Source organism: Wolbachia endosymbiont of Listronotus oregonensis (assembly GCF_031205055.1).
GTDB lineage: Bacteria > Pseudomonadota > Alphaproteobacteria > Rickettsiales > Anaplasmataceae > Wolbachia.
Genome location: NZ_CP102118.1, coordinates 454,750 through 471,630, shown reverse-complemented (window position 1 = coordinate 471,630; position 16,881 = coordinate 454,750). Strand labels below are relative to the sequence as shown.

The following is a 16,881-nucleotide window of genomic DNA, read 5'->3' as shown; positions in this document are numbered from 1 at the left end:
ATCCTATTCAATGTGAGCTATTAACAACAACCCATTTTTTAGTAGTAGAAATAGGCTTGTGTTCTTGTATTAAAACCTTGTCCCCTTCTTTACAACTATTATTCTCATCATGTGCTGTATACTTCTTGTATTTTTTTATAACCTTTTTATACAGCTGATCCTTATACACTTGTAATACCGAAACCTTTACAGTCTTATCACACTTAGCCTTAGTTACAGTACCACAAAAAACCTTTTTAGGCATTCTTTTCCTCTCTTCTTCTTTTATTTAATGTAGTTAGAATACGAGCTATGCTCTTTCTTATTAAGCTAAAACGCGAAATATTGTTGCACTGCTCCAACTTCTTTTGAAAAACCAAATTAACAAACTCTTTTCTCAAATTTACAAGAATTTCATGCAATTCTTGTGAAGACCTCGATTCAATGTCAGCTATATCCATTGCAACTCCATTTAATTATGATTAGATACAAATTTACACTTCATAGGAAGCTTAGCGGTTGCCTTTTCAAGCGCCAATCTTGCTAAATGCATGGGAACATCACTGCTAATCTCAAACAACATTCTACCGGGCTTAGCTTTAAACACCCAAAATTCAACACTACCTTTTCCCTTACCCATACGTACATCTGCCGGCTTTTTACTAACAGGGGTATCAGGAAAAATTCTTATCCACACTTTACCAGAGCGTTTTAATGTTCTAGATATTACACGCCTTGCAGTTTCAATATGCTTAGACTGAATCCTACCTGCTTCTACAGCTTTTAAGCCATAATCTCCAAAAGATAATGTGCTACCACCTTTTGTATTACCCTTAATTCGCCCCTTAAATACCTTCTTATATTTACTCTTTTTGGGAACAAACATCTCAATATACCTTAATTACCAATATAAACCCAAACCTTAACTCCTATAATACCATATATAGTTTTTGCTTCACAAAAAGCATAATCTATATTAGCACGTAAAGTGTGTAAAGGCAAACGACCTTCTTTATACCATTCAGTACGAGCTATCTCAGCTCCGCCAAGGCGCCCAGAACAACTTACTTTAATACCTCTAGCACCCATCCTCAAACAACTTTGAATAGCTTTTTTCATCGCTCTTCTAAATGAAACCCTTTTTCTAACTGTTGTGCAATGCTGCTTGATATTAAAACTGCATCTATTTCAGACCTTTTAACTCCTACTACATTCACTTCCACATTATTTTTTACTTTTTCAGCTATTTTTTGCTTTATCTTCTCAATATCTGAGCCTTTCTTACCTATTATCACTCCAGGTCTAGAAGAATGTATTATTACAGACACCAAATCGATTGTACGCTCTATAATTACTTTAGAAACACCAGCATGCTTAAAAGATTCATTTATATAACTGCGAATAGATAAATCTTGATGCAACCCTTGTTTATAACCCTTCTCAGCATACCAAACAGATGACCAAGTATTAATTATTTTTAACCTAAATCCTTTAGGATTAACGTTTCCCATACTTTTGCACTTTCCTTATTAATTTTCTATTTTTATGAATCATATAATTTCTCCCAATTTTACAGTTATATTACTATAACGTTTACTAACTCTATTAGCTCTACCCATAGCTTTTGGACATACCCTACGCAAAGTAAGAGACTTACCTATTGAAATTTCTTTTATATATAAATTATCGATATCCAATCCATAATTATATTGAGCATTAGCAATCGCAGAATTTAATACCTTCCTTATAAGACCCGCAGCTTTCTTTTCACAAAATCTTAATTGCACAGTGGCAAAAGAAACTTTTTTATTACGTACTAAACCAGCAACCAAATTCAATTTACGAGGAGTTGATTTTAAAACCCTAGAACCAGCTTTAACTATTACATCTCTGTTTTTCATATCAATTACCTTCTTGTCGCCTTTTTATCACCACTATGCCCAGTAAATTTACGAGTGGGCGAAAATTCACCAAACTTATGACCTATCATATTCTGATCATTAACATTAACAGGAATGTAATCCTTACCATTATAAACAGCAAACTTTAAACCTAAACAATTAGGAAGAATTACAGAAGCCCTAGAATGAACTTTTATAGCCATGTTAACAAACCCCTTGTTTAAAGCATTATTCACCGACTTTAATATAGAAGGATGACAAAAAGGAGGCTTCCACGCAGATCTACTCATAAACTAACCTTTCAATTGTTTTATATACTTATCACTAGATTTATTTTTCCTCCGAGTTTTCTTTCCTTTTGTTGCAACACCCCAAGGAGTAACAGGATGACGACCACCAGAGGTTTTTCCTTCCCCACCTCCATGAGGATGGTCAACCGGATTCATTGCAACCCCACGCACAGTAGGTCTAATTCCAAGCCACCTACTTCTTCCAGCTTTACCCAGCTTTCTATTCTTATGGTCAGGGTTAGATACTACACCAATAGTAGCCTTGCAAGAAGATAAAATCAACCTAATTTGACCAGACCTGAGTCGTAATAAAACATATTGGCCATCACGACCAACAATTTGCGCATAACAACCAGCAGCTCTAGCAATCGCAGCACCATTACCTGGCTTCAGCTCAACATTATGAACGAAAGAACCAACAGGTATATACTTGAGTAGCAAACAATTACCTGGCAAAATATCAGCATCATTTCCATCTGTAACAATATCACCAGGCTTCATACCTTGAGGAGCTAATATATAAGACTTAATATCATCTTCCTTATATGATATTAACGCTAAAAACCCACTTCTATTTGGATCATACTCTATTTTTTCAACTATACCCTGACCACTTCTATTACGCTTAAAATCTATAACTCTATACTTCTTTTTGTGACCACCACCCCTATGACGAGTTGTAATTCTACCATAATTATTTCTTCCACCACTGGACTTTTTACCGGATGTAAGAGACTTTTCTGGCTCATCTTTTGATAAACCAACTTTACTTACTAACACAGTCCCACGAGAAGACGGAGTAACAGGATTAAAAAATTTCATACCCATATTAAACGCTCATTATATCTAATTTTTGACCATCTATCAAAGAAAAATAAACTTTCTTTTTCTGTTTTTCACAACCAATCACACCCCTGAAACGCCTATATTTAGGCTTAATTCTAACAACATTTATAGAAGAAATTTTAACATCAAATAGAGACTCTATTGCCAACTTTATTTGACGCTTATTTACATTTACAAAAACATACAAAGAATATTTATTAAACTTCTCCCTCAAAAAAGAGGCCTTTTCTGTAATTATAGGAGATTTTATTATATTATTATATTTGATCATAACAATCTACCTTCAAGATGCTTTAAAGTATCCTTTGTCAACATCACGCATTCGTGATTCAATATATCAAAGACATTTAACCCAATAGGTTTGATTAAGTCTACATAATGCAAGTTTCTAACAGCACGCAACAAATCATCTCCATAATCACCAACTATCAAAAAGGAAGAAAATTTAAAATTTTTAATACATTTACACATTTCAGACGTTTTCTTCACATCAATATTTAAATTATCCAGAATAATCACTTGATTATTTAAATACTTTAGAGATAAAGCAATTTTTAAACCAAATTTGCGTACCTTCTTATTAAGAGAATAAGTATGACTCCTCACAACAGGGCCGAAAATAATCCCACCACCTCTAAATTGAGGAGATCGCAAGCTCCCTTGTCTTGCCCTACCGGTACGTTTTTGACCATAAGGTTTAGCTGTTGTACCAGAGACATCACTGATACCTTTTGTTTTATGAGTACCAGCTCTTCTCTTCGCTAATTGCCATCTCACTATATCATGCAAAATACTCAATTTTTGCTTAGCAGAAAATATCAAAGGATTGAGCTGAGCAGTACCTACATTATTATTAGATAGATTAACTAAATTACATTCCATAACTAACTTACCAAATTACTAGCATCATCATTTACATCTAACAGTAAACCTACCGGAAAAGGAACATCTTTATGTAAAGATTTTTTAACTGCATCTCTTACAAAAACATAGGAATTTTTAAACCCAGGAACATTATTACCCTTCACAGCAATTATACTATTTTCATGATCAATGGATAATATCTTCATATTTTGTGCAGTTATTCTGCTGTTACCTAAATGACCAGCCATTTTCTTTCCTTTGAATACTCTACCAGGATCCTGACATTGACCAGTGGAACCTTGTGATCTGTGAGCAATAGAAACACCATGAGATGCCCTAAGCCCACTGAAGTTATGCCGCTTCATCACACCAGCAAATCCTTTACCTATAGAATAACCCGTAATATCAAGATATTGACCAACCACAAAATGATTGATTCCCACTTTTTTACCACATTCTATTCCCGACAGGTCATTTAATCTACTTTCGTATAACTTACATTTATTATTTATACCCTTTTTCTTTAAATATTCCAACTGAGGTTTTGCTATATTTTTAAAATCTCCTGTGCCTAAAATGACTGAATTATAGCCACATTTATCTTGTCCTTTTATATCAACAATATAAGTTTCGCTGAGATGCAATAAAGTTACAGCCATGCGACTATTGTCAGAATACATAGCAGTATGACCAATATTCATCATTAGTAAACCAATTCTCCTCAGCGAATTTATTCTCTTCATTTCCTTCTCCTAAACCTTAACTTCCTTGACTTTTAAATCCACTTCTACGCCAGCAGAAAAAGATAAACCTGTAAGCATCTGCATCATAGTAGGAGTAAGATCATGTAAAACAATCAAACGCCTAGAAGTTCTCATTTCAAACTGTTCACGAGATTTTTTATCAACGTGAGGAGATCTATTAACAATAAATTTAGAATCTTTTCTTGGCAACGCAATCGGACCAGATAATTTTGCATTGGACCGCTTTAATTCATCAACAAATTTTCGAACACACTCCTCCAATAAAGAACAATCGAAAGCCTTAATGTTAATATATATATCTTGCTTCATCTTAGTTACTACTCTCACTCCAAAATTTCAGAAACAACACCAGAACCAACAGTTCTACCGCCTTCTCTTATCGCAAAACGCAATCCCTTATCCATTGCTATCGGTACTTGCAATTCTACTTCTACACTCACATTATCTCCTGGCATTACCATCTCCTTCCCATCTAGCAATTTTATGCTCCCAGTTACATCCGTTGTCCTTAAATAAAACTGTGGCTGGTAATTCGCAAAAAATGGTGTATGCCTTCCTCCTTCCTCTTTCTTTAATATATAAACCTCCGCCCTAAACTTTCTATGCGGCGTTATCGTCCCCGGTTTTGCTAATACTTGCCCTCTCTCCACTTCTTCTCTTTTTGTTCCTCTTAACAATATTCCTACATTGAGTCCTGCACTCCCCTTATCCAGCAACTTCTTAAACATTTCTACACCTGTGCATATCGTCTTTTGCGTCGCTTTCAGACCTATTATCTCTATCTCTTCTCCCGTCTTTATCTCTCCCTTCTCTATCCTTCCTGTTACCACCGTTCCTCGCCCCGATATCGAAAATACATCCTCGATTGGCAATAAAAATGGTAAATCCACAGGCCTTGGTGGAACCGCCACATACTCATCTAACTTTTCCATCAATTTATCTATTGATTTCTTTCCATATTCGCTACTGTCATCCTCCAGCGCTTTCAATGCAGACCCCACTACCACAGGCACTTCATCCCCTGGAAATCCGTATTTATTCAGCAATTCCCTCACTTCCATTTCTACCAAATCTATCATATCAGCATCAGCAACATCAGCTTTATTTATATACACCACGATATATCCAACACCTACCTGCTTCGCTAGCAATATATGCTCTCTCGTTTGTGGCATTGGCCCATCAACCCCCGACACTACCAATATCGCCGCATCCATCTGTGCTGCACCTACTATCATGTTCTTTACATAGTCAGCATGTCCAGGACAATCAACGTGTGCATAATGCCTTTTTTCCGTCTGATACTCAACATGCGCTGTTGCTATCGTTATCCCCCTTTCCTTTCTTCTGGCGCCTTATCTATCTGATCGTACGCTACAAAATTTCCATAATGCTTTGTTATCGCCGCTGTTAACGTTGTCTTCCCATGATCCACATGTCCTATTGTTCCCACATTTACATGCGGCTTTCCAAATGCTTCCACTACTGCTGTCATAATTTAAACTTTTCTACCTAAAATACAAATACATCAATAAATAATATGTTGATTTTATAAAAATACAACAAAAAAAGAGCGGATAGTGGGAATCGAACCCACGTCACTAGCTTGGAAGGCTAGAGCTCTACCATTGAGCTATACCCGCACAATGGAGGAGGTAGGATTCGAACCTACGTACGCAATGCGGACAGATTTACAGTCTGTTACCTTTAACCACTCGGTCACTCCTCCACAAAAATTTGTTAAGAGAACGCTATTTTAGTACCTTAACTCAAGCTTTTATTGTATTTAATACTAAACGCCTAAAATTAAAAAATCAAGCAATAAAACCTACCCTGATTAAAATCATGCAGATTTCATTTTATACAACACAATATTGCCAATAAAACGTCTAAATAAATAATGCGAATCATGCGTACCTGGCGCTTCTTCTGGATGATATTGCACAGAAAAGACTAAGTAATCCTTCATCATTATCCCCTCTACACTATTATCAAATAGAGAAATGTGAGTAATTTCAACATTACTTGGAAGAGAAGCTGAATCAACAACGAAACCATGGTTTTGGCTAGTGATCTCAACTTTTCCACTAATTACATCATAAACTGGATGGTTACTCCCTCGGTGACCAATATCCATCTTGATGGTCTTTGCTCCCAAAGTAATCGCAAGTAATTGATGACCCATGCATATGCCAAAAATTGGTATTTTAGATTTTATAATAATGTCTATCTCTGAAACTACACTTTCTCCTATTTCTTGCGGATCACCAGGACCATTTGAAAGCACTATACCATCTGGATTCATACTCAACACTTTTTGAGCAAAACCTGTGCTTGGTCTGATTAATTCAACTGTACAACCAAGTTCTATTAAGCGTGAAACTATACTGATTTTTACGCCAAAATCAACGATTACAACCCTATATTTTGCATTAAGGTCACTTTTAAAATTACTATGCAAGCTGACTTTATTGGTTATTTCTATCCCATTTACAGATTTGTATTCCTTCAATTTGTCCAACACATGCGTCTCGCTTGACGGGCATATCATTCCACTTTGAGATCCATGTTTTCTCAAATGTCTCGTTAAAGCTCTAGTATCAATTCCTGATATCCCAACCACGTTATTTTTCTCTAACCAATCATTTAAACTGATATATGAAGAAGGGTGGGACATAGAAGAAAGTTCACGCATAACCACACCACTTGCAAAAATTTTCTCTCCTTCATTATCTTTATGGTTTATTCCAATGTTACCAATATGAGGAAAAGTGAACGTTATAATTTGATCAGCAAAAGAAGGATCAGTTATAGTATGCTGATAACCGGTCATACCAGTGGTAAAACAGACCTCACCTATGCACTTGCCTTTTTTACCTACTGATTTTCCCCAAAAGCACTTGCCATCTTGTAAAATTAAAACTGCGTCCTGGTCAGGTAAGGAAGCAGTATTACTACTACTCCCTCCCTTAGAAACGCAGCATGCAGGTTTCCCCACACTACGCTTGAGCCCCTTATCTAAGTTCTTCTTTTCTCGAACCGGCTTGTCTTTCATAAATCCTCAGAATACATCAACTTTAGTGGTGACACTAACAGTAGAGAACCTTCTCTTGAAAAGGAGCTTGCTAACATTCTTGTTCGTTTCACTCTCTCATCAAAATACTTTTTCCATTTTAAGTCAAGGGGATTTGCATCCGCTCTGATTTTAACATGTCGTCTGATAGGTATATCAATCAGCTTAAGCAGTCTTAAATACCGTATCTCTTTTGGTTTGTTCTTGCATATGGGTGCAGCAAAAACCCATTGTCGTTGACCCATTACTTTGAAGTAACGATTCTTTATCCAACGTAATCCTTTACGAGGATGTCTTTTCTTTGCCCATTTCCATAAACTATGCCAAATTTCATTGTCGATTTTTCTAAACGCTTTTTTAGCACACACATGGTGATAGTAATTTCCCCATCCTCTCAGTAGAGAGTTAAGTGACTTAATTACTATAGCCTGAGTGTTCGCTATATTTGCTTTTATCAATGTACGTGCTTTATTAAGAAGTTTTTTAATACTTTCTTTCGAAGGTTTAATAATTAACTTCTTATTATATCTACGTACATTACAACCAAGAAAGTCAAACCCTGTTGTAATAAATGTAATCTTTGTCTTCTCTTCTGACAGAGCTAGACCTCTCTCATGAAGGAAAGATGATACTAATGGCTTAACTTCATTTTCCAGTAGTTCATGTGTAAAACCTGAAATAATAAAGTCATCTGCATACCTGATTACATTCACTCCACTTCTGATTTTTCCTCTTCTTTTGCTACCTAATTTACCAAAGCGACTTTCTAATAACTGTTCAAGACCATCTAAGGTAAAGTTAGCTAGTATTGGAGAAATTATACCTCCTTGCGGAGTGCCAGCAGTTGTGGGATACAAGGTTTTTGACTCTAGGAAACCAGCCTTTAACCAACTATGCAGAATTTTCTTCTCCATAGGAATATGCTTCATAAGCCATTCATGGTTAATGTTGTCAAAGCACCCTTTGATATCACCTTCTAGTATCCATTGTGGTCGATTGCGTCTTGCCAGTAATAAGTGACAAGCAGCAATAGCATCCACGCAGGATCTTTTAGGTCTAAAGCCATAGGAGTGACGGTCGCTGATCGTTTCAGATACTGGCTCCAGGGCAAACAGATATAATGCTTGCATGGCTCTATCTTTTATCGTTGGTATTCCAAGAGGTCTTCTTTTGCCATTAGATTTACTGATATAAATCCGTTTTAGCGGAGAAGGTTTATATCCTCTTTGCTTTAACTGCTTTATTCCTTGAAATTTAGCATTGCAAGTTAACCACAGTTGACGATCTACACCTGCCGTGTTTTTTCCTTGGTTTTCAGTTACTCTTTTAACAGCTAAAGCTTTGCTGCTAAAGGAGCGTGTGAGAAGACGCTGTAAAGCTTTTACCTTACCCCATCTTCCCTGTTGGACAGCCTTAACAATACGTCTTTGTAGCCTTATAACAACTTTTTGGCACTTCCTCCATGGCAATTGTTTCCATGCTTCGGAGTTGTCGGTAGGTGCACTTACAGTTTTATCTGTAATCATCTGCTTTCCTCCCTTAAGTGGTTAACAAAGTTTCTTGTCACGAGGGACCAAATGGAAGTCTGCTCGTTTTCACGCGAATTAATGTTACAAATTCTATCCATTTCGTTACAAAATGGCATTCGCTTTCTCCATTCTCCTTTACCTGCACTTTCATCAGCATTCCTTGCGGTTTGCTTGCCATGTAGGCAAAAATACAGGTTTACCCTGTTCCTTCTGTCATACAATAGTAGGTTAGGTGACTTCTCTATACCGGTGGAGTTATTATTTGCGTACATCTAGAAATGAAAAATGTAACTTATCCACATTATCTTTTGGTCAGAGCTTATCAGCATCTTTAGCTCCTTAATCATTACGATACTTATGAAGCTTCACTTACGTTCACCATACCACTAGCCTAGCCCTCCAACCACATGATGCTTGTAGTTTATGCTCCTCTCACGATTGAGCATCTTCTTTTTCAAGAGGAGGTTCATTGTCCGCATCGCTTGTCACCAACCGGTTGCCCGATTCGCACTGATGCGTAGACTCAGATGGCAAAACATCTGGTTTAATAAGTTTTAGAATTCTTTCAGTTTCTTTCTGAATGAATTCCTCTCCTTTTAAACAATATGACCGAAGACTTTCAGGTCGCACCATTTCTATAATATATCTTGAACCTTGAGAGTCTTTACAAAGAACATCGACAATACTCTGCTTTTTAGCGGCAATTTCAGGGTCTAAAATGGTAGCTAGGAATTCAACATCGTGAATAGCAGCCAAGCCAGTAAAGCCTAAAATATCGTTTAAGAAATGAATGAGGATATCTTTATTCTTCTCAGTACCGAATATTCTTTTGAAGGCATAATCATTACGCGCATCAAGAAATTTAGAAAAAGCCATGACGAATTAACCTAGAAAGCATTAATAATTATACACAATTGTGAAGAAATATTCAACTAAAATTCAAACATAGAAAGAAGCATCCCTTTTGTATATCTTTATTTGGTAGTATTAACCTGTATAATATTTATGGCAAATATCTCGATAAGGTACAAAATAGCACAAAAAGTAAGGAGCTGGAGGTTAAAGCGAGGTTATACTCAAAAAGATTTAGCGGGAAAAATTGGCGTAACGTATCAAGTAGTACTACAATATGAAAAAGGAACACGTAAAATTTCGATTGAGAAATTGTATGCTATAGCAGAAGTGTTATCGGTTGGCATCATAGATCTTATTCCTGTATCAAATGAAAAAATTTGCCTTAAAAACGAAGAAGAAGAGATACTAAATCTAGTAAGAGAATATAAAAAGATTAACGGTCAGGAGTTACGTAGGATGTTTTGTTTACTAACCAAATTTGTCCAAATTAGCGAGAAAAGTAGTAAAAAAGCAGAGAAGGTGAAAATTGCAAAGGGTATGGTTAAAGCAGGAATTTCTGTTGATATTGTTTCACAAGCAATTGGCCTCTCTGCTAATGAGTGTGTTGAAGAAAAAACAGGTTCTATATACTACCAAATAGGAAAAAAGATAAAAGAATGGAGGCTAGTGAGAGAGTATACTCAAAAGGATTTGGCTGAGAAAATGGATACAACACGTGATGAAATAAGCAACTATGAGCAAGGACGTGTGGCCATTCCACTGGAAAAATTATATGCAATAGCAGAAACATTATCAATTAGCATTACAGATCTGCTCATAGAGGAAGATGAGATAGTAGAAAGTGAGCTACCTGATTTAATAAAAGAATACAAAAAAATTGAGAGTCAAGAATTACGCTATGCGCTAATAAAATCTCTGTTTGAAAGCATACAAATTTGCGAAGAAAAAGTGAAAAGAGCAGAAAAGATGAAAATTGCAAAGGATTTAGTGAAAGGAGGAATTTCTACCGATATTATTTTGCAAATAACAGGCCTCTCTTTAGGCGAAATTCAACAGATTTAAAATAAAAAATCAGTATATATTAATATCTTTACTCTTAGATGAAAAAATAAGTAAAAAAGATTGAGAAATTGATTTGACTTCACTCGGAAGCTATGGCTCTATGCCAATGCTGATAAAAAAACAGCAGTAAATAATTAAAAAAAGTTTGTTGTTAGTGAAGGGTAAATTATATGAATAAAAGTAAAGAAGAAATAGAATTCAGAATATTAGAAAGCAAAGGCAAAGCACTACTTGATCGTGAAATAATGGAAACATTTCTAAGTGCAGTACATGAAAGGCCACAAGCTCAAGAAATTGCTAAAAATCTGGTGAATACTTATACGGGAGTAGGAAGGATTTTAGGTAGAGAAATGGATGACCTGAAAGTCATAGAAGGAGTAACTGATTCTGCAGTAGCAATGATTATGTGTGTTAAGGAAACACTAGAAAGGGTACTGAGAGAAAAGCTCAAGAGTGAGCCAATAATGGACTTACAAGGGCTAGTAGAGTACTTAAACGTAAGTATAGGCCACTCAGAAAGGGAATGTGTAAAAATACTGTACTTGAATAAAAGGCGCCAATTAATCGGAGAAGAATCCTATATTGGTGAAATGGAAAAAGCACCAGTATACATAAAGGAAATTATAAGAAAAGCATTAATAAAGAATGCAACATTAGTAATAATGTCACACAACCATCCTGGGGGACGCTTAGAACCATCAGAAGAAGATCAAGAAGTAACGAAGAGCTTAGCAGCAGCATGTAGTACTGTAAGCGTAAAATTGTTTGACCATATTATCATCACAAGTGGAGGCTATTTCAGTTTTCGAGAAAACGGATTGTTATAGCAGAAAATATTTGCAAATCTACTCACTATAATTTATAATGAGTAGTAAGATGTATAAAGTTTATTGTACGCTTAAAAAGTATTTTTAATAGTGAGGATAATATGGGTAATAAAATAATTGTACCTTTTGATGATAAGAAAGGAGGTACTTATGAATTAAACGTTGATCTTGATAAATTATCAGAAGGTGAGATGTTAAATGCTATTATAGGAATTGGTCGTGTTAACCAGCAGTCCACCTTTGTAAGCAAAACTAATAAGGCTAAAAAACCTGGAGAAGTGCCCTTCCCTAATAGAGACGTTCAAATCAACTACGGAAAGGGACTTGATTACATATATGGCACAAAACCTATAAGTGATCAAGAAGATAAAAATCCATTTACCTCTGCCTTGCAAAAAATAAAGCCAAGTATAAGCGAAAGCGAAAAATTGAGCTGGTTTAAAAGTGCTGTGGTAAGAGCAAAAAGTTTAAAAGAGATGAATAAAGTTATAGATGAAGTAATAGATGATGGAGCAAGGCTAAATGCATGTAATGATGGGGAATGGAGTTTCGCAGAGTATGTAGTATTAGGTACACATTTTCATAAATTTGATAAGGTTGATCGTAAAAAGGTAATACGTAAATTAATGTTAAGCGGTGCAGAGTTTCATGATACTCTACTACAGAATAAACTGATAGGTGAAATCTATAATGAGCTACAACCAGAAATTCAGCCACAGATAGATAAGCAACTAGAAGAACTAGGAAAAGCTGGTGAAAGTGCTGTTCAGGAAGGAGCTTTAATAGATCTAGAAATAGATAATAGGACGTTTTTTGTGGAATTCTCTGAGGACAGCGCCGGACAGATAAAACCTGTCAAACCAAAAAGAAACTTCCTAGCTGAGTGTATGGCAAATTTTATGTATAATTTTGTAGAGAAGAGCTTTTTGCAGTTATAGCCGAACTGTGCAATGGTGCCTTAAGTGCCCGTAGGACAGCGTGGCTTTGGAGGAACGGTCGAACCACTGATGGAGCCTTTTGGGCTACCTCGATTAGAAGAATGTATAACTCAATCGTCCCAAGCTTAAGCACTTCTCAATTATGGATTATTATATAATGGAGATTAAAAATGGCAAAGTTCAAAAGTAAATTAGAGATAACGAATCCTAATGCAGCAGGAATCGATGTTGGCTCGGCTGTACATTATGTATGTGTACCCGAAGGAAGCGATGAACAACGTATACAAAAATTTAGCTGCTTTACGGAAGATCTCTACAACATAGCAAAATGGTTGAAAAAATGTAAAGTTAATACAGTAGCCATGGAGTCAACAGGAGTGTACTGGATTCCTTTGTTTCAAGTACTTGAATCACACGGATTTGAAGTAAAACTGGTAAACGCAAAACATGTTAAAAATGTACCTGGGAGAAAATCAGATGTGCAAGATTGTCAATGGATTCAACAACTACACAGTTACGGGTTACTCCAAGGGTCATTTAGGCCAGATGATCAAATGTGTGTATTGCGTAGTTATGTTCGGCAACGTAAAAATTTAATTGAAAATGCTTCTACACATACTTTGCGTATGCAAAAAGCGCTAACACAAATGAATATTCAACTACATAAAGTTATAAGCGATACAACTGGTGTAACTGGAATGCAAATTATTAAAGCAATAATAGATGGTGAGAATAATCCTGAAAAATTGGCTGAACTAAGAGATGGACGAATAAAAAGTGATAAATCTGTTATTGCAAAAGCATTAGCAGGAAACTATAGAAAAGAACACCTATTTACATTAAAGCAAGAATTTGAGCTATATAATATTTATCAGGAAAAAGTAGCAGAATGTGACAGGAGCATTGAAGAATATTATAAAACATTTGAGACAAAGTCTGATGAGAGTAAAAAGTTAGGTGAAGAGAAAAATAAGCACAGAAAAAGTAAACCAAACTTTGCTTTGCATGAAGAATTATATCGAGTAACTGGTATAGATTTTACCAAAATTCCTGGATTGGATATACTAACTGTACAAACTATCATTTCGGAAGTTGGTATTAACTATAATAAATGGCGATCAGAAAAGCATTTTACTTCGTGGTTGGGGCTAAGCCCTGCTAATAAAATTACAGGGGAAAAAGTGTTTAGCACAAGAACACGTAAAGTCATTAATCGTGCCGCGAATGCATTTCGAATGGCTGCTCACTGTGTATCAAGAAGCAATAGCGGAATAGGTGCATATTGTAGAAGGTTAAAAAAACGACTAGGTGCACCAAAAGCGATTACTGCTACGGCAAGGAAATTAGCATGTATCTTTTATAGTATGTTGAAGTATGGACAAGAATATGTAGAAAGAGGAATAGATTATTATGAAACACGTTACAAAGAGAAAGTTGTAAAAAATTTAATCAAAAAGGCACAGGAATTCGGTTATATCTTAGTTCAACAGGAATAACTAATGGGAAGTTTCTTAGAAGCAAATAGTGTCATTCCAATGCGTCTTCCATAACTGTACGAACATTCATTTTTGAAGGTAAATTGCACAACAGATGATGTCATTCCTGTCTGGAATCCAGAAATTTTGCTTATAACTGAGCTGATGAGCTAAAGGTAGTTGTCTTACGCTAAAACAAACGTTTTTAATTAAGTTGCATAGAAGCTGGATCCCAGTGTCTGGGCACTGGGATGACACCTCACTGGTGGGAATTGCTCCCAAACTACAACGTTCGTACAGTTGTGTATGTCTTCCCATGGAGATTGCTCTCAAATCATAATGCTCATGCAGTTGCGTGCTCGACTAATTAACAGAAAAATCTATAATTCAGTTTACGTATTTTCTTATCTCAGCCAAAATCTTATCAGATTGACTTTCGTCTGAATTTAAATCAGCTGCAAAGTGTGTAACATATTTTCCTCCAGGGCCAATAAGATATATTATCGAAGAATGGTTGATTTCTTCTTCTCCGTCTACTTTGCTTGCATATACTTTATATTTCGCAACTACTTCGTCTATTTTTTCTCTTTCACCAGTTAACATTTGTATTCTATGGTCAAATTGCTGCTGAAATTCTTTAAGTCTTTCCGTGCTATCGCGCTCAGGATCAACTGTGATGAAGAATGTTTGTAGCTTGTTGTTAGTTTTCTCATCTAACTTTGCAAGTGTTTCTGAAATTATCCCAAGGTTCATAGGACAAATTCTTTTACATGAGGAAAATCCAAAGAAAATCATCATGTATTTATCTTTAAAATCACTACTGCGCAGAATCTGTCCGTCCTGATTAATTAAAGAAAAATCTCCGCCTATCTTAACTTCCGCGTTGTGAATCGCTGCCGGGGCAAATATGCCTTTTTTAGTGAAATAACAATAACCTAAAAAAACAACTGCTAATGCTGCTAGCACATTAGATAACAATCTTATAAACCTTACCATTAGAATGCTCTCAGTAAAATCAAATTGTATCTTTATTGGTTAACCTATTCAATATATTTATCCCAAAGTGTATTGTTAATTTTGTCTAACAGTTTCTTATGTTCATCAATTTCTTCACTATTTGGTGAATGTTCTCTGGGAGTTAGATTACGCACTTTATGCTGAACAAATGTAGAGTTACTGTCCTGATTGCATTCATTATCAAACAGAAAGGTTTGTAACCCTCCTGTAAGTTCAACATATACCTTTGCAAGCAATTGAGCATCAACTAGTGCTCCGTGCAATTCTCTATTCTCTAGCGATATATCAAAACGCTTACATAATGCATTCAAAGAAGCAGGTGATCCTACGAATTTTTTCCTCGCAAGAGGTAATGTATCTAGCACTCTATCTGAGGAAATTAACCCAGCATTCAGCTTGCTTAACTCCATGTTAAGGAACTTAACATCGAATTCAGCGTTGTGAATTACCAAAATATCATTAGATATAAAGTCAAGAAATTCAAGTGCAACATCTGAGAATAATGGTTTATCTTCTAAAAATTCTTCACTAATACCGTGAATCTTAAACGAGTGATAAGGTATATCTCTTTCTGGGTTAAGGTACCGATGGAGTACTTTACCTGTTGGAATACGATTAATTAATTCCACACACCCTATTTCAATAATTCGATGACCAGATCCAGTGTCAAGACCTGTCGTTTCAGTGTCAAGTACTATTTCGCGCAGCTTGCTTTCCATGGTTAACTCTAAATAAAACTAATCTTACTTGTCATTTGTCTTATCGTTATTTGTCTTTTTATAGTTAATAGAAACAAGCAACCAGCTTGGGTCTGATGAATTAACATTTTTTTTGAATTGCCATACATCCTCAACTTTATTAATGGTGGATGTGCTACCTGATATTATATTTTCTGAGCTATCTTTAATAAAGTTAATTTGCTCTGAAAGGAAATATACTGCAATAAACACTGTGTTTTTTACTAGCTTTATTTCTAAAATCTTTTGTGAAACGATAGAAACAATTATAGACTCGTGCACCTCTTTACGATGTTTAATCTTCTCTGCAAAATTATCATATAAGTCTTTATCGAGAAGTGGTTTTAACTGAGACAAATTTCCTTGATTGAAATACTTTATTATTAATTCAAAAGCTATGCTTGAACCTTCTATAAAGTGGGAAATAGAAAAATCTTTGTTTTTTTTTAATATTTGTTCATAAGTAACTTTTATTGAATTTTCATCGTTGCTATCAATGTAACCCTCAATGTTTTCTACTACATCTTCTTTACTTCGGCTTACATCCAACACACTAGTTAGCTTTTTTAGATTGAGATTGGCTGACCTTCCTAAAGAATTATACAAACGTGAAAAAATGAACGCCGCTAATAAAGTATATATTACAAGCTCTATCATAGTAACTCAACTCCTTGGCATATAAAGTATCCGAACATTATTAATTATTAATGAAAATATGTTTTTC

20 protein-coding genes, 2 tRNA genes and 4 pseudogenes are annotated in these 16,881 nt (G+C 35.4%); 4 read left to right on the top strand and 22 right to left on the bottom strand.

What is annotated here, in order from left to right:
• Positions 1–7 precede the first annotated feature (7 nt).
• From rpsQ to NMD99_RS02340, 18 genes and pseudogenes are all read right to left on the bottom strand, one after another.
• Positions 8–244 carry a 30S ribosomal protein S17 gene (rpsQ, locus tag NMD99_RS02425; RefSeq protein ID WP_264732192.1) on the bottom strand — a complete coding sequence of 79 codons (237 nt, stop codon included), beginning with the start codon at positions 242–244 and terminating at the stop codon, positions 8–10.
• Positions 237–440, bottom strand: coding sequence for a 50S ribosomal protein L29 (rpmC, locus tag NMD99_RS02420; RefSeq protein WP_309166642.1), 204 nt, complete (start codon positions 438–440; stop codon positions 237–239). Before rpmC ends, rpsQ begins: the two co-directional genes overlap by 8 nt.
• 11 nt (positions 441–451) lie before the next feature.
• Entirely contained in the window at positions 452–865 is a 414-nt protein-coding gene (rplP, locus tag NMD99_RS02415; RefSeq protein ID WP_250294844.1) for a 50S ribosomal protein L16, read from the bottom strand.
• Positions 866–876: 11 nt separating this feature from the next.
• Positions 877–1,490 (bottom strand): annotated as a pseudogene (gene rpsC / locus NMD99_RS02410) (30S ribosomal protein S3).
• A gap of 39 nt (positions 1,491–1,529) precedes the next feature.
• Complete coding sequence (gene rplV / locus NMD99_RS02405; protein ID WP_096616838.1) at positions 1,530–1,880, bottom strand: 50S ribosomal protein L22; 351 nt, start codon at positions 1,878–1,880, stop codon at positions 1,530–1,532.
• A gap of 5 nt (positions 1,881–1,885) precedes the next feature.
• Positions 1,886–2,170: a 30S ribosomal protein S19 gene (rpsS, locus tag NMD99_RS02400; protein WP_006279181.1), complete on the bottom strand. Its 285-nt coding sequence runs from the start codon at positions 2,168–2,170 to the stop codon at positions 1,886–1,888.
• Between the two features lie 3 nt (positions 2,171–2,173).
• Positions 2,174–2,998, bottom strand: a complete 825-nt coding sequence (gene rplB, locus NMD99_RS02395) for a 50S ribosomal protein L2 (protein WP_309166625.1) — start codon at positions 2,996–2,998, stop codon at positions 2,174–2,176.
• 1 nt (position 2,999) lies between these two features.
• Positions 3,000–3,287, bottom strand: a complete 288-nt coding sequence (locus NMD99_RS02390; protein ID WP_064124642.1) for a 50S ribosomal protein L23 — start codon at positions 3,285–3,287, stop codon at positions 3,000–3,002.
• Complete coding sequence (gene rplD, locus NMD99_RS02385) at positions 3,284–3,898, bottom strand: 50S ribosomal protein L4 (RefSeq protein WP_064124641.1); 615 nt, start codon at positions 3,896–3,898, stop codon at positions 3,284–3,286. The genes NMD99_RS02390 and rplD overlap by 4 nt, the downstream gene beginning before the upstream one ends.
• Before the next feature lie 2 nt (positions 3,899–3,900).
• Positions 3,901–4,623: a 50S ribosomal protein L3 gene (gene rplC, locus NMD99_RS02380; RefSeq protein ID WP_253309090.1), complete on the bottom strand. Its 723-nt coding sequence runs from the start codon at positions 4,621–4,623 to the stop codon at positions 3,901–3,903.
• A gap of 9 nt (positions 4,624–4,632) precedes the next feature.
• A complete protein-coding gene (gene rpsJ, locus NMD99_RS02375) occupies positions 4,633–4,953 on the bottom strand; it encodes a 30S ribosomal protein S10 (protein WP_096616846.1) in 321 nt (106 codons plus the stop codon).
• 14 nt (positions 4,954–4,967) lie between these two features.
• Positions 4,968–6,139: pseudogene (gene tuf, locus NMD99_RS02370) on the bottom strand (elongation factor Tu).
• Between the two features lie 77 nt (positions 6,140–6,216).
• A tRNA-Gly gene (locus NMD99_RS02365) sits at positions 6,217–6,287 on the bottom strand.
• 4 nt (positions 6,288–6,291) lie between these two features.
• Positions 6,292–6,373 (bottom strand) — tRNA-Tyr (locus NMD99_RS02360).
• Positions 6,374–6,487: 114 nt separating this feature from the next.
• Entirely contained in the window at positions 6,488–7,699 is a 1,212-nt protein-coding gene (gene carA / locus NMD99_RS02355) for a glutamine-hydrolyzing carbamoyl-phosphate synthase small subunit (protein ID WP_309166623.1), read from the bottom strand.
• Positions 7,696–9,243 (bottom strand): group II intron reverse transcriptase/maturase, encoded by a 1,548-nt coding sequence (gene ltrA / locus NMD99_RS02350; protein ID WP_309165860.1) that lies wholly within the window; start codon positions 9,241–9,243, stop codon positions 7,696–7,698. The genes carA and ltrA overlap by 4 nt, the downstream gene beginning before the upstream one ends.
• Positions 9,240–9,518 (bottom strand): hypothetical protein, encoded by a 279-nt coding sequence (locus NMD99_RS02345; RefSeq protein ID WP_264377970.1) that lies wholly within the window; start codon positions 9,516–9,518, stop codon positions 9,240–9,242. Before NMD99_RS02345 ends, ltrA begins: the two co-directional genes overlap by 4 nt.
• Positions 9,519–9,876: 358 nt before the next feature.
• Positions 9,877–10,122 (bottom strand): annotated as a pseudogene (locus NMD99_RS02340) (PD-(D/E)XK nuclease family transposase); the annotation flags it as partial.
• 129 nt (positions 10,123–10,251) lie between these two features.
• On the opposite strand from NMD99_RS02340, the gene wmk reads away from it, so the two are divergent.
• The 4 genes and pseudogenes from wmk (at position 10,252) to NMD99_RS02320 (ending at position 14,424) form a co-directional block, all read left to right on the top strand.
• Positions 10,252–11,163: a WO male-killing family protein Wmk gene (gene wmk, locus NMD99_RS02335; protein ID WP_264735343.1), complete on the top strand. Its 912-nt coding sequence runs from the start codon at positions 10,252–10,254 to the stop codon at positions 11,161–11,163.
• Between the two features lie 170 nt (positions 11,164–11,333).
• The gene (locus NMD99_RS02330) at positions 11,334–11,990 is read left to right on the top strand and encodes a JAB domain-containing protein (protein ID WP_264735344.1); all 657 of its coding nucleotides are present in this window, start codon (positions 11,334–11,336) and stop codon (positions 11,988–11,990) included.
• Between the two features lie 101 nt (positions 11,991–12,091).
• A pseudogene (locus NMD99_RS02325) lies at positions 12,092–12,847 on the top strand (hypothetical protein); the annotation flags it as partial.
• A 251-nt stretch (positions 12,848–13,098) separates the two neighbouring features.
• On the top strand, positions 13,099–14,424 hold the full coding sequence (locus tag NMD99_RS02320; protein WP_309165749.1) for an IS110 family RNA-guided transposase: 1,326 nt from the start codon (positions 13,099–13,101) through the stop codon (positions 14,422–14,424).
• A 66-nt stretch (positions 14,425–14,490) separates the two neighbouring features.
• Here the strand turns inward: NMD99_RS02320 and NMD99_RS02315 are convergent, their stop codons facing one another.
• From NMD99_RS02315 to NMD99_RS02300, 4 genes are all read right to left on the bottom strand, one after another.
• Positions 14,491–14,721: a hypothetical protein gene (locus tag NMD99_RS02315; RefSeq protein ID WP_264688326.1), complete on the bottom strand. Its 231-nt coding sequence runs from the start codon at positions 14,719–14,721 to the stop codon at positions 14,491–14,493.
• Between the two features lie 69 nt (positions 14,722–14,790).
• A complete protein-coding gene (locus tag NMD99_RS02310; RefSeq protein WP_253309508.1) occupies positions 14,791–15,399 on the bottom strand; it encodes an SCO family protein in 609 nt (202 codons plus the stop codon).
• 44 nt (positions 15,400–15,443) lie between these two features.
• Positions 15,444–16,139 (bottom strand): DNA polymerase III subunit epsilon, encoded by a 696-nt coding sequence (dnaQ, locus tag NMD99_RS02305; RefSeq protein ID WP_253309507.1) that lies wholly within the window; start codon positions 16,137–16,139, stop codon positions 15,444–15,446.
• 24 nt (positions 16,140–16,163) lie between these two features.
• Positions 16,164–16,814, bottom strand: coding sequence for a Tim44/TimA family putative adaptor protein (locus NMD99_RS02300; protein ID WP_264688327.1), 651 nt, complete (start codon positions 16,812–16,814; stop codon positions 16,164–16,166).
• Positions 16,815–16,881: the final 67 nt, after the last annotated feature.